The sequence below is a fragment of the Streptomyces sp. NPDC059371 genome, assembly GCF_042751995.1.
GTDB lineage: Bacteria > Actinomycetota > Actinomycetes > Streptomycetales > Streptomycetaceae > Streptomyces.
Genome location: NZ_JBHYXD010000158.1, coordinates 1 through 11,896, shown reverse-complemented (window position 1 = coordinate 11,896; position 11,896 = coordinate 1). Strand labels below are relative to the sequence as shown.

Below are 11,896 nucleotides of genomic sequence, written 5' to 3'. Positions count from 1 at the left end.
GACCGGATCGCGGCGACCACCGAGAAGTCCCTCGCGCCCATCGCCGGCATCCTGCTCATCGTCGGCGCGGGCGGCGGATTCAAGCAGACGCTGATCGACTCCGGTGTGGGCCAGATGATCCTGGAGATCTCCAAGGACTGGTCGATCCCCGCGCTGCTGCTGGCCTGGCTGATCGCGGTGGCGATCCGGCTGGCGACCGGTTCGGCGACCGTCGCCACCATCTCGGCGGCCGGTCTGGTCGCGCCGCTCGCGGCCGACATGTCGACCGCCCACACATCGCTGCTCGTCCTCGCGATCGGCGCGGGCTCGCTCTTCTTCAGCCATGTCAACGACGCCGGCTTCTGGCTGGTGAAGGAGTACTTCGGCCTGAACGTCGGCCAGACCGTCAAGACCTGGTCCGTCATGGAGACGATCATCTCGGTGGTGGCCGGAGCACTGGTGCTGCTGCTGTCGCTCGTCATCTAGCCGGCTGTTCCGCCGGGTAGACGGCTGGACGGCTGTTCCGCCGGCCCGTTCTCGCCGTCGGCGGCGGGTGCTCACGGCGGGCTCGTCGTCAGCGGCCGCTCACGGCCGCCACAGCGGATGTTCGCGGTCGGCCCACTCGCGGCTCACCGATCCCGTGCGCAGGCCCCGCCGGGCCTCCGGGTCGCCGAGCGCCATACCGATGTGACCCGCGAGGACGATGCCGACGGTGAGGGCCAGCCAGTCGTGGACGAAGGTCGCCGACGTGCGCCACATCAGCGGGGTGAGATGGGTGAACCACATCAGCAGACCGGTGCCCAGCATCACGAGTGTCGCCCCCGCGATCCAGGCGGCGTAGATCTTCTGTCCGGCGTTGAACTTACCCGCCGGGCGGGATTCGGGGTCCTTGTCGCGGCGCAGGGCCGCCCGCAGCCACACGCGGTCGTGCGGGCCGAAGCGGTTGAGGAAGCCCAGGTCCCGGCGGAACGCGCGGGAGACGAGGCCCGCGAGGACCGGCAGCGGAAGCATCACCCCGGCGATCTCGTGGACCCGGACGACGAGTTCGCGGCGGCCGACGAGTTCGGCGAACTGGGGGATGTAGAGGCAGGCCGCGGTGGCCACGCACAGGCCCATCAGCAGGGCGGTGACGCGATGGACCCAGTGCTCGGCGCGGGTGAAGCGGCGTACGGGGGAGGAGTGCGCGGCCACGGCCGGGGACGCGTCAGCTCGTGGGTTCATCGTCGCGTCCGTTCGAACGGCCGACCCAGGCGTCGACGTCGTATCCCCGGTCCTCCCAGTACCCGGGACGGACGTCCTTCGTGACGGTGATGCCGGAGAGCCACTTGGCGGACTTGTAGAAGTACATCGGGGCCACGTAGAGCCGGACGGGGCCGCCGTGGCTGTGGCCGACGGGCTTGTCCTGCATGCGCAGGGCCACCAGGACGTCCGGGCGCCGGGCCTGGCGCAGGGTGAGGCTCTCCGTGTACGTCCCGTCGAAACAGGTGAACCGGATGGCGCCGGCCGAGGAGCGCACTCCGGCGGCGTCGAGGAGGTGCGACAGGCGTACGCCCTCGAAGGGGGTGCTCGGCACCCGCCAGCCGGTGACGCACTGGACGTCGTGGACCAGCCGGGTCTGGGGCAGGGCCCGCAGGTCGGCGAGGGTGTAGCTGGTGGGGTGGTCGACCAGGCCGTCGACGGTGAGGCGGTAGTTCGTCTCGTTCTTGTGGGGGACGGAGGCGGCCACCGAGTAGTAGCGGAAGCCGCCGCCGTTGGGCAGCAGTCCCGTCAGGCCGGTGGGGTCCTTCTGGGAGGCGCCGGCGAGGAAGGCGTCCGTCGCGCGCTGGAGCGCGGGGGCGGTCAGGACGCCGAGGGCGCCGAGTCCGAGCGTGCCGAGCAGCACCCGGCGGCCGATGGGCCTGCCGCGCTCGCCGGACACCTCGTGTTCGTCACGTTCCCGGTGCTCGCCGGGTTCCCGGTGTCGGTCACGTTCCCCGTGTTCGTCGGGTTCCCCGGGCCGTTCAGTGTTCACCCCTTGATTCGAGCACCCGCGACCCCCAAAAGGCCAGCGGTCGCGGGTGCTCGTCAGCGTTCCGTCATCTCTTCTTACCCGGGAGCCGGGTACATCGGCCCCGGAGAGGACGGCAGGGCCTCATCAGGAGGCGGACTCGGCCGCCTTGTCCAACTGGAACGCCTCGTTGCCGAGGCCGATCCGGGCGTGCGCCTCGGGCTTGCGGGAGCGCAGGAGCAGCCCCTGGACGAGTCCGGCGATCAGCGCGACCCCGATGACGGCGGGCAGCAGCACGTTCAGGACGGAGTCGGGACCCGAGCCGACGAGGACGTCGAAGTCCTTGACGGTGTAGACCGCGATGACCAGCAGGGCGAGGCCCGCGATCGCGGAGGTGACCAGACGCCAGGACTGGGCGCGGGCCGCGCCGCGGCGGACGAAGAACACGATGACGGAGAGCGAGGCGGCCGCCATCAGGAGGGTGACGCCGAGCGCGCCGACGTTGCCGCCCCAGGTGAAGAGCTGGAGCACGGGTGCGGTCGGGTCCCCGGTCGGCTTGTCGTCGGACAGGGCGAAGCCGCCGACCACGACCAGGGAGACGACGGTGTGCAGGAGCGAGCCGGTGCCGGGGGCTCCGCTGGCCTCGGAGGTACGGCCGAAGGCGGCGGGCAGCAGCCCCTCGCGGCCCATGGCGAAGGCGTACCGCGCGACGACGTTGTGGAAACTGAGCAGCGCCGCGAACATGCCGGTCACGAAGAGGACGTGCAGGACGTCGGTGAACGTGGAGCCGAGGCGTGACTCGGTGAGGAAGAACAGCAGTCCGGCGCTCTGCTTCTGGGAGGTGCCCACGATCGCGGAGGGTCCGGTGGCGACGGTGAGCGCCCAGGAGCTGATCGCGAAGAAGACGGCGACGAAACCGATCGCGAAGAACATGACGCGCGGCACGAGGATGTGCGGGCGGCTGGTCTCCTCGGCGTAGACCGGGGCCTGTTCGAAGCCGGTGAAGGCGGCGATGCAGAAGCACAGCGCGGTGCCGACGCCCGCCCCGGTGAGGGTGTCGGGGTTGAAGGCGTGCAGCGACAGGCCCGCCTTGGCGGGATCGCCGACGGCGGCGACGTCGAAGACGACGACGAGGGCCACCTCGATGACGAGCAGGACGCCGAGGACCCAGGCGTTGACGTCGATCTTCAGCCAGGCGAGCGCGCCCACGACGAGCACGGCGGCCAACGCCGGTATCCACCAGACGACTTCGGTGTCGAGGTAGGTGGCGAACAGCCCGGAGACCTCGTAGCCGAAGAGGCCGTAGATGCCGACCTGGAGTGCGCTGTAGGCGACGAGGGCGACCGCGGCGGCGCCCGCGCCCGGGGTGCCGCCGAGTCCGCGCGAGATGTACGCGTAGAAGGCGCCCGCGTTGTGGACGTGCCGGCTCATCTCGGCGTACCCGATGCTGAAGAGCACCAGGACGATGCCGAGGATGACGAAGAGCAGCGGCTGCCCGACGATGCCCATCACCGCGAATGTGGTGGGCATGACACCCGCTACCACCATGAGCGGGGCGGTGGCCGCGAGAACGGAGAGCAGGAGGCCCGCCGTGCCCAGCCGGCCGGCGCGCAGGGCCCGGTCCTGCCCCTTGAACGTGCTGATGCCGGCACTCTCGGCGTCGGGTCTTCCCGTGCTCGACGTACTCGGTGTGCTCGAACTGCCCGTCGTCATCGCGGGGTCGTCCTTTCGGATGTCGGGTCTTCGGGGGCGTTCACACCGTGCCGAGCACGCGATCGCGCGCGGCACGGAAGGCTTGGTGTCCGTCACGGTCCGGGTACGACCACGGAGCCGCGGTCGGGTGGTCCGCGATCCGGAGGAAGAGAGCGGCGGCCTCGCCGTCCCGGCCCTCGCAGATCTTGGCGTGGGCGAGGAAGTTGAGGTCGACCAGGCGGCGCGGGTGGTCGGCGTGCTCCCACTCCAGCCACCAGTCGAAGGCGGCCTTCATCACCTGGCGGGCCCGGCGCCCGGCCCAGTGCCCGGAGGCGACCGGGTCGGCGGGCTCGCTCCCGGCGCCGGCGAGCACACGGAAGCGCTCGGCGTGCGCGACGACCGGGAGGATCGCGAGCGGCGAGTCGGCGGGCGCCTGCTCGGCCGACCAGTTGGCGAAGTCGTACACCTCGTGCAGCGGGTCCTGGCCCGCCTCGGCGCGGCGCTCGGCGAGCCTCGCGACCATCAGATGGTGCGCGTGGTGATGGACGGCGTGCCGGTGGCGCACCTCGTCGAAGAGGCGGACCACGTCGTCCTCGGCCCCGAGCGAGCGTTCGAGGAGAAGGAGGCCGAGCCAGGGAGTGGGGTCGTCGGGGGCGAGGTCCGCCGCCCGGTGGCAGGCCTCGCGGGCGCCGTCCGGGCGTTCCTTGCCGCGCAGGGCGCGTTCCACGGTGGCGCAGCCGAGGAGGACGGCGGCGTCGGCGGATTCCGGTTCGGCGAGCTGCCAGTCGCGGGCCCAGGCGAGTGTCGCGGACTCCTGGGCGAGGACGGTGACGCGGTGCCCTCGGCGGTCCCAGTCGTCGCCGGTGGCGGCGAGCAGCGCCCGGACCTCGGTCCACCGCCCCTGGTTCAACGCGGCACGTGCGGTTACGAGTTCGGCGTCGTCGAGAGCGGCGTCGAAGGCCTGGGACGCCCGCTTGCGGCCGCGGCCCAGCGGAGGTGGGGGTGGTGACACCGCTGCTCAACCTCACAGGCGCGGTTCGTCAAAGGGTGATCACGCACAGCAAACCCGGAGCCACGGGTTCAAGTCAAGCTCGAGCCAGGTCAATACACGTGTCAACTGGCCACTTGTACACACCAGTTACCTGCACAGCGTCCCGCGAAGTCCTGAACAGGCGCCTTGTCCACTCGACTTGGTGGTTCCTTCTGTCGCCGAGCCGCGGGCGGCCGCCACTGTCCTGATGACAACGGCCGCCCGGGGCAAGCGACTTGTGAAGCGAGGGTGATCAGGTCCGGGATCGATCCGAGCCGGACACGATCAGATCCGGGCAGGACCACCGGGCCGGAGCTCCGGCCCGGAGCGCCGGGCACGATCAGCTCACCGCCTCGGCCGCCGCCCGGCCCGCCGTGCGGCCGGAGAAGAGGCAGCCGCCGAGGAAGGTGCCTTCCAGCGACCGGTATCCGTGGACTCCGCCGCCGCCGAAACCGGCGGCCTCACCGGCCGCGTACACACCCTCCAGCGGGTCGCCGCCATCGGTCAGCACCCGCGAGGAGAGGTCCGTCTCCAGTCCGCCGAGGGTCTTGCGGGTCAGGATGTTGAGCCGCACCGCGATCAGCGGTCCGGCCGCGGGGTCGAGGATGCGGTGCGGGCTCGCGGTACGGATCAGCTTGTCGCCGAGGTAGTTGCGGGCCCCGCGGATCGACATGACCTGGAGGTCCTTGGTGAACGGGTTGGCGATCTCCCGGTCGCGGGCGACGATCTCGTGGCGCAGCGCCGCCTCGTCGATGAGGGGCTTCTCGGTCAGCGCGTTCATCCCGCGCACGAGCGCGCCGAGATCCTTCTCGACGACGAAGTCGACACCGTTGTCCATGAACGCCTTGACCGGTCCGGGCACGTCCGCGCGGGCCCGGCCGAGGACGCCCCGGATCGACTTGCCGGTCAGGTCCGGGTTCTGCTCGGAGCCGGAGAGCGCGAACTCCTTGCCGATGATCTTCTGGTCGAGCACGAACCAGGTGTAGTCGTACCCGGTCCTCATGATGTGTTCGAGGGTGCCGAGCGTGTCGAAGCCCGGGAAGAGCGGTACCGGCAGCCGGTTGCCCCGGGCGTCCAGCCAGAGAGAGGAGGGGCCCGGCAGGATGCGGATGCCGTGCTTCTCCCAGATGGGGTTCCAGTTCTGGATGCCCTCGGTGTAGTGCCACATGCGGTCGCGGTTGATGAGGCGGGCGCCGGTCTCCTCCGCGATCCCGAGCATGGCGCCGTCGACGTGCGCGGGGACGCCGGAGATCATCCGCTCGGGCGGGGTGCCGAGGCGTTCGGGCCAGTTGGCGCGCACGAGGTCGTGGTTGCCGCCGATGCCGCCGGAGGTGACGATCACGGCCTGGGCCTTGAGCTCGAAGGCGCCGGTGACCGTACGGCTGCTGGCCTGGCCGCGCTCGATGCCGGACGGCTCCAGGACCTCCCCGGTGACGGTGTCGACGGAGCCCGCGCTGCGGGACAGGCCGGTGACCCGGTGCCGGAAGCGCAGCTCGACCAGTCCGCGGGCCACCCCTTCCCGTACCCGGCGCTCGAAGGGCGCGACGAGGCCGGGCCCGGTCCCCCAGGTGATGTGGAAGCGGGGCACCGAGTTGCCGTGCCCGTTGGCGTCGTAGCCGCCGCGCTCGGCCCAGCCCACCACCGGGAAGAAGCGCACGCCCTGCGCGTGCAGCCAGGGCCGCTTCTCACCGGCCGCGAAGTCGACGTACGCCTCGGCCCAGCGGCGCGGCCAGTGGTCCTCGGGCCGGTCGAAACCGGCCGTGCCCATCCAGTCCTGGAGGGCCAGCTCGTGCGTGTCCTTGATCCGCATGCGGCGCTGCTCGGGCGAGTCGACGAAGAAGAGCCCGCCGAAGGACCAGTGCGCCTGGCCGCCGATCGACTGCTCCGGCTCCTGGTCCAGAAGGATCACCTTGCGGCCGGCGTCGACGAGCTCCGCGGTCGCCGCGAGCCCCGCGAGGCCCGCTCCGATGACGATCACATCTGCGTCGTAGGCCATGGGCCCGTCCTCTCGGCATTCCGACGGGTCGGATCGGGTCGGCGTCACAAGGACGACTTGATGACGTTTGTCACGAACCGATCGGCGGCGTCGCTGGTTGGTGAGACATTGGTGCTGGTCGACCATGCGGCCGACCAGCACTTGTTACTGATCGGTCCGAATCCTCGGCAAGAAAGGTGACCGAGTCAACCGCCTGGTTCCGGTTGTTCCCGGGGGCGGGCTCGCGGACCATGGCACTACAGTCGGCGGGATACGCAACACTGGCCCGCCCCGACTTCTGACGCATCGAGGTACCCAGCGTGTCGGTACTGGTTCTGGTCCTCGCCGTGAGCGCGGCCTGCTGCCTCGGCTTCGGCTTCGTGCTCCAGCAGAACGCCGCGTCGCACGCCCCGCTGAGCGACTTCCTCTCCCCCCGCATCCTGCTCGACCTCATCCGGGTCCCCCGCTGGCTGGGCGGCATCGGGCTGATGGTGTGCGGCATGGTGCTCGGGGCGATCGCGCTCGGCAACGGCGAGGTCTCCCTGGTGGAACCGCTCCTCGCCACCAATCTGCTCTTCGCGCTCGCGCTCTCCCGCCACCAGACGAAACAGCCGCTGGGCCGGCAGGGCTGGGCCGGGCTGCTGCTGCTCGCGGGCGGCGTCTCGGCCTTCATCGTGGCCGGGCAGCCCCAGGGCGGCGAGGCCATCGACGACCCGCTGCGGCACTGGCTGATCATCGGGATCGTGGTCGGGCTCGCGCTGCTGCTCACCACCTGCGCGAAACGGTCCCGGCTGAGCGCCGGACCCGTGCTGCTCGCCACCGCCGCCGGCCTGCTGTACGGACTGCAGGACGCGCTGACCCGGGTGAGCGGCCAGCGGTTCAGCGCGGGCGGAATGGCCGAACTGTTCACCGGCTGGCAGCCGTACGCGGTGGTCGTCCTCGGTGTGACCGGGCTGATCCTCGTCCAGAGCGCCTTCGAGACCGCGCCGCTGCGCATGTCGCTGCCCGCGCTGACCGCCGCCCAGCCGCTGGCGGGGATCGCCTGCGGGGTGGGCTTCCTCGGGGACCAGCTCCGCACCGACCCGGGCGCCCTCGCCTGGCAGGCCGCGGGGCTCGCCGGCATCGTGACGGGGATCGTCCTGCTGGGCATGCACCCGGCGATGCCCTCGGGCACGGCGGAACCGGAGCGCTCGCGGGACCTCCAGCCCCACTGAGCACCTCCAGCCCCACTGAGCACCTCCAGTCCCACCGAGCACCTTCAGCCGCGCCGAGCCCCGCGCACCACTCCGACGGCGGTGCACGCACCCGCTGCGGACCCGGTGGGAAGGCGGTGCGGAGGCGGTGCGGAGGCGGGAACTGCTTGGATGGAACCCATGAATCCCGCTGACGAGATCCTCGACATCGTGGACGAGAACGACGAGATCATCGGGCAGTCCCCGCGCGGGGAGGCGTACGCGCGCGGGCTGCGCCACCGGTGCGTGTTCATCGAGGCGCGGGACGCCCGGGGCCGGGTCTTCGTCCACCGGCGCACGCCCACCAAGCTGGTGTTCCCCTCGTTCTACGACATGTTCGTGGGCGGGGTCGTCGGCGCGGGCGAGTCCTACGACGAAGCGGCGCTCCGCGAGGCCGAGGAGGAACTCGGCGTCTCCGGGCTCCCCCGGCCGACTCCCCTGTTCAAGTTCCTGTACGACGACGGGGCGGGCGCGACCTGGTGGTCGGCCGTGTACGAGGTCCGCTGCGAGCTTCCGGTGGACCCGCAGGCGGAGGAGGTGGCCTGGCACGACTTTCTCACCGACGGCGAGGTGGAGCGCCGCCTGGACGAGTGGACGTGGGTGCCGGACGGACTGGCCGCCTACGAACGGCTCACGGACTACCGGGCGATGGACTGATCCGTCCGGCGAGCGCCGCCGGGGCGGCACCGGAGGAGCCCCGCGCGAGGCTGCCCGGTAGGGTCCGGGGCGTGATCGAACTCGTGCGCAATGTCCGGTTGTGGTTCGCGCCGCAGGAGATCCGGTCCGAGGGCAGCACCCCGGACTACCGGTTCTCGCTGGCCAACGAGCGGACCTTCCTGGCCTGGCTGCGCACGGCGCTCGCACTCATCGGCGGCGGCTTCGCGGTGGACCAGTTCCTGCCGGACCTGCGCTGGGCCTGGCGGGCGGGTCTCGCCCTGGCGCTGCTGGCGGCGGGCGTGCTGTGCGCGCTGCGTGCCGTCAATCACTGGGTGCGCTGCGAGCGGGCGATGCGGCGCGGCGAGGACCTGCCCGTGTCGCGCTTCCCCGCGGTGCTGAGCGCGGTCGTCGCGGTCGTCGCGATCGCGATGGTCGTCGTCGTCCTCGTCGGCTGGGCGGGATGACCACCCCGCCCGGCCAGGAGCGCGATCCGGGCCTCCAGCCGGAGCGCACACGGCTGGCGTGGCGCCGTACGACCCTCTCCAGCACGGTCGCCGCCGTGCTCGCCGCGAAGGCGGCCCTGCACGAGCGGGACTCGGCCGCCGGGATCGTGGCGTTCGCGTTCTGCTGCCTCGCGTGGCTGGCGTTCCTGGCCCTCGCCCACCGCCGCATCCGCACCCTGGCCGCCGCGGACCGCACGGGTCCGGCCGCGCTCGCGCCCCGGCACGCGACGGCGGCGGTCCTGTGCACGGTGGCGCTGGCCGTGTTCGCCGTGGCCCTGGTGTTCTGAGGCACCGGCTTCCCGCGGGCGTGGGCGCCCCGGCGCACCGGCGGACTCCCCCGCGGCGCGGGCCGCCCCGGCATCCCGGCCGGCTCCCCCACGGGGGTGTTCCCGGGGCGAGACGCCGATCACGTTTGGTGCAGCCGCTGGACGACATACCGACTGGTCGGCATCATGGTCATGTCCCGTTACCCGCGTGCTGAGGAGCAACAGATGAGCCCGGACCACCCGCCAGGTCTCGATCTCGACCGGCTGCGAGCCCTGCTCGACCGTGAGCGGCCCGGACTGGTGAACGGCGCGCTGACCGGCCGACTGATCGAGGGCGGACGGTCGAACCTCACCTACGCGGTCTCCGACGGCACCTCCCGCTGGGTCGTACGACGGCCCCCGCTGGGCCACGTGCTGGCCACGGCGCACGACATGAAGCGCGAGCACCGGGTGATCAGCGCGCTGCACCCGACGGCCGTGCCGGTCCCGGACCCCGTGCTGCTGTGCGAGGACGAGTCGGTGCTCGGCGCCCCGTTCTACGTCATGGAGTTCGTCGAGGGCACCCCCTTCCGCACCGCCGACCAGCTCGCCCCGCTCGGCCCGCAGCGCACGCGCGATGCCGTACTCGGTCTCGTGGACACCCTGGTCGAGCTGCACGCGGTGGACCCCGCCGCGGTCGGCCTCGCTGACTTCGGCCGCCCCGAGGGCTTCCTCGACCGGCAACTGCGGCGCTGGGGCAAGCAGTTGGACGCCTCCCGCAACCGCGAACTCGTCGGCATCGACGAACTGCACGCCGCCCTGGGCCGCGAACTGCCCACCTCCCCCGCGCCCACCGTCGTGCACGGCGACTACCGCCTCGACAACGTGCTGATCGGGCCCGACGACCGGATCAGGGCGATCCTGGACTGGGAGATGTCCACACTCGGCGATCCGCTCACCGACCTCGGTCTGCTCGTCATGTACAGCACGCGCCTGGAGCTGCCCGACTCCCCCATCAGCACGACCGCTTCGGCCGCCGGACATCCCGAGGCGACCGAGATCGTCGAGCGGTACGCCGCGCGCTCGGGGCGCGACGTCTCCGCGGTCTCCTGGTACACGGCCTTCGCCTGGTTCAAGCTCGCCGTGATCCTGGAGGGTATCCACTACCGCTACACCAAGGGCCAGACGGTCGGCGCGGGCTTCGACCGCATCGGCGAGCTGGTCCCCGTCTTCATCGAGCACGGCCTGACCACCCTTCAGGAAGGCTGATCCGTCATGGACTTCGCATTCGACGCGCGCACCGAAGAGCTGCGCGGGAAGCTGCTCGCCTTCATGGACGAGTACGTCTATCCGGCGGAGGCGGTCGCGGAGGAGCAGCGCGCCCTGCTGGCCTCGCCGTGGGACACGCCCGCCGTGGTCGGCGAGCTGAAGGCCGAGGCCCGCAGGCAGGGTCTGTGGAACCTCTTCCTGCCGGACTCGGAGTACGGCGCCGGGCTGACCAACCTCCAGTACGCGCCGCTCGCCGAGATCACCGGCCGCAGCCCGCACCTGGCGCCCACCGCGCTGAACTGTGCCGCTCCCGACACCGGCAACATGGAGGTGCTCTCCCAGTTCGGTGACGAGGCGCAGCGCAAGCAGTGGCTGGAGCCGCTGCTCGCCGGGGAGATCCGTTCCGCGTTCGCGATGACCGAGCCGGAGGTCGCGTCCTCCGACGCCACGAACATCACCACGCTGATCGAGCGGGACGGCGACGAATACGTCATCACCGGCCGCAAGTGGTACATCTCCGGGGCGATGAACCCCGACTGCAAGATCTTCATCGTGATGGGCAAGACGGATCCGGACGGCGCCGACATCCGTCGTCAGCAGTCGATGATCCTGGTCCCGCGCGACACCCCGGGTCTCGTCGTCCGGCGCGCGATGCAGGTGTACGGCTACGAGGACCACTCGCACGGCGGGCACGCGGAGGTCGTCTTCGACCACGTCCGGGTCCCGGCGAGCAACCTGATCGGCGAGGAGGGCGGCGGTTTCGCCATCGCGCAGGCGCGGCTCGGTCCGGGCCGGATCCACCACTGCATGCGGCTGATCGGCATGGCCGAGCGGGCCATCGAGCTGATGTGCCGCCGGGCGGTGTCCCGTACGGCGTTCGGCAAGCCGCTGGCGCAGCAGGGGGTCGTGCAGAACTGGATCGCCGACGCGCGGGTGGCCGTCGAGCAGCTTCGTCTGCTGGTGCTGAAGACCGCGTGGATGATGGACACGGTCGGCAACAAGGGTGCCCACACCGAGATCCAGGCCATCAAGATCGCCACTCCGCGTGCGGTGGTGGACATCCTCGACAAGGCGGTCCAGCTGCACGGTGCGGGTGGTGTCAGCCAGGATTTCCCGCTGGCGGAGCTGTGGGCCGCCGCGCGGACCCTGAAGCTCGCGGACGGTCCCGACGAGGTCCACCAGCGCTCGCTGGCCCACCGGGAGATCAAGAAGCACGTCTGACGCGGTGCGGTGCGGGGGGAGTTCTTCGCCCCCTCCGCCCCTACCCGACCCATACCGGGGGGGGGCGCCCCCCCCCCCCCCCCCCAAAAAAACCCCAGGGGCGCAG

At 71.4% G+C, this 11,896-nt stretch carries 11 protein-coding genes and 1 pseudogene; 7 read left to right on the top strand and 5 right to left on the bottom strand.

Annotated features, from left to right (window positions below; genetic code table 11):
* Positions 1-465 (top strand): annotated as a pseudogene (locus ACFXGX_RS41675) (gluconate transporter); the annotation flags it as partial.
* 99 nt (positions 466-564) lie between these two features.
* Here ACFXGX_RS41675 and ACFXGX_RS41670 read toward each other — a convergent pair.
* From ACFXGX_RS41670 to ACFXGX_RS41650, 5 genes are all read right to left on the bottom strand, one after another.
* Positions 565-1,200 carry a cytochrome b/b6 domain-containing protein gene (locus tag ACFXGX_RS41670; protein WP_384803209.1) on the bottom strand — a complete coding sequence of 212 codons (636 nt, stop codon included), beginning with the start codon at positions 1,198-1,200 and terminating at the stop codon, positions 565-567.
* Entirely contained in the window at positions 1,184-1,990 is an 807-nt protein-coding gene (locus tag ACFXGX_RS41665; RefSeq protein WP_384803206.1) for a molybdopterin-dependent oxidoreductase, read from the bottom strand. Before ACFXGX_RS41665 ends, ACFXGX_RS41670 begins: the two co-directional genes overlap by 17 nt.
* Before the next feature lie 123 nt (positions 1,991-2,113).
* Positions 2,114-3,679, bottom strand: coding sequence for an APC family permease (locus ACFXGX_RS41660; protein ID WP_384803203.1), 1,566 nt, complete (start codon positions 3,677-3,679; stop codon positions 2,114-2,116).
* A gap of 40 nt (positions 3,680-3,719) precedes the next feature.
* A complete protein-coding gene (locus ACFXGX_RS41655; protein WP_384803200.1) occupies positions 3,720-4,670 on the bottom strand; it encodes a hypothetical protein in 951 nt (316 codons plus the stop codon).
* 358 nt (positions 4,671-5,028) lie between these two features.
* Positions 5,029-6,684 (bottom strand): FAD-binding dehydrogenase, encoded by a 1,656-nt coding sequence (locus ACFXGX_RS41650; protein ID WP_384803197.1) that lies wholly within the window; start codon positions 6,682-6,684, stop codon positions 5,029-5,031.
* Positions 6,685-6,983: 299 nt separating this feature from the next.
* On the opposite strand from ACFXGX_RS41650, the gene ACFXGX_RS41645 reads away from it, so the two are divergent.
* The 6 genes from ACFXGX_RS41645 (at position 6,984) to ACFXGX_RS41620 (ending at position 11,790) form a co-directional block, all read left to right on the top strand.
* The gene (locus tag ACFXGX_RS41645; RefSeq protein WP_384803194.1) at positions 6,984-7,877 is read left to right on the top strand and encodes a DMT family transporter; all 894 of its coding nucleotides are present in this window, start codon (positions 6,984-6,986) and stop codon (positions 7,875-7,877) included.
* Positions 7,878-8,036: 159 nt separating this feature from the next.
* Positions 8,037-8,552, top strand: a complete 516-nt coding sequence (locus ACFXGX_RS41640) for an NUDIX domain-containing protein (protein ID WP_384803190.1) — start codon at positions 8,037-8,039, stop codon at positions 8,550-8,552.
* Between the two features lie 71 nt (positions 8,553-8,623).
* Positions 8,624-9,016, top strand: a complete 393-nt coding sequence (locus ACFXGX_RS41635) for a YidH family protein (protein ID WP_384803188.1) — start codon at positions 8,624-8,626, stop codon at positions 9,014-9,016.
* Positions 9,013-9,342: a DUF202 domain-containing protein gene (locus ACFXGX_RS41630; RefSeq protein WP_384803185.1), complete on the top strand. Its 330-nt coding sequence runs from the start codon at positions 9,013-9,015 to the stop codon at positions 9,340-9,342. The genes ACFXGX_RS41635 and ACFXGX_RS41630 overlap by 4 nt, the downstream gene beginning before the upstream one ends.
* A gap of 204 nt (positions 9,343-9,546) precedes the next feature.
* On the top strand, positions 9,547-10,569 hold the full coding sequence (locus ACFXGX_RS41625) for a phosphotransferase family protein (protein ID WP_384803182.1): 1,023 nt from the start codon (positions 9,547-9,549) through the stop codon (positions 10,567-10,569).
* Between the two features lie 6 nt (positions 10,570-10,575).
* Positions 10,576-11,790: an acyl-CoA dehydrogenase family protein gene (locus ACFXGX_RS41620; protein WP_355764380.1), complete on the top strand. Its 1,215-nt coding sequence runs from the start codon at positions 10,576-10,578 to the stop codon at positions 11,788-11,790.
* The last annotated feature ends 106 nt before the right edge of the window (positions 11,791-11,896 follow it).

What these genes read in the sequence shown, in the direction of transcription:
- ACFXGX_RS41670 (WP_384803209.1), bottom strand. Translation starts at nt 1,200, where the DNA reads ATGAACCCACGAGCTGACGCGTCCCCGGCCGTGGCCGCGCACTCCTCC.
- ACFXGX_RS41660 (WP_384803203.1), bottom strand. Translation starts at nt 3,679, where the DNA reads ATGACGACGGGCAGTTCGAGCACACCGAGTACGTCGAGCACGGGAAGA.
- ACFXGX_RS41650 (WP_384803197.1), bottom strand. Translation starts at nt 6,684, where the DNA reads ATGGCCTACGACGCAGATGTGATCGTCATCGGAGCGGGCCTCGCGGGG.
- ACFXGX_RS41640 (WP_384803190.1), top strand. Translation starts at nt 8,037, where the DNA reads ATGAATCCCGCTGACGAGATCCTCGACATCGTGGACGAGAACGACGAG.
- ACFXGX_RS41630 (WP_384803185.1), top strand. Translation starts at nt 9,013, where the DNA reads ATGACCACCCCGCCCGGCCAGGAGCGCGATCCGGGCCTCCAGCCGGAG.
- ACFXGX_RS41625 (WP_384803182.1), top strand. Translation starts at nt 9,547, where the DNA reads ATGAGCCCGGACCACCCGCCAGGTCTCGATCTCGACCGGCTGCGAGCC.
- ACFXGX_RS41620 (WP_355764380.1), top strand. Translation starts at nt 10,576, where the DNA reads ATGGACTTCGCATTCGACGCGCGCACCGAAGAGCTGCGCGGGAAGCTG.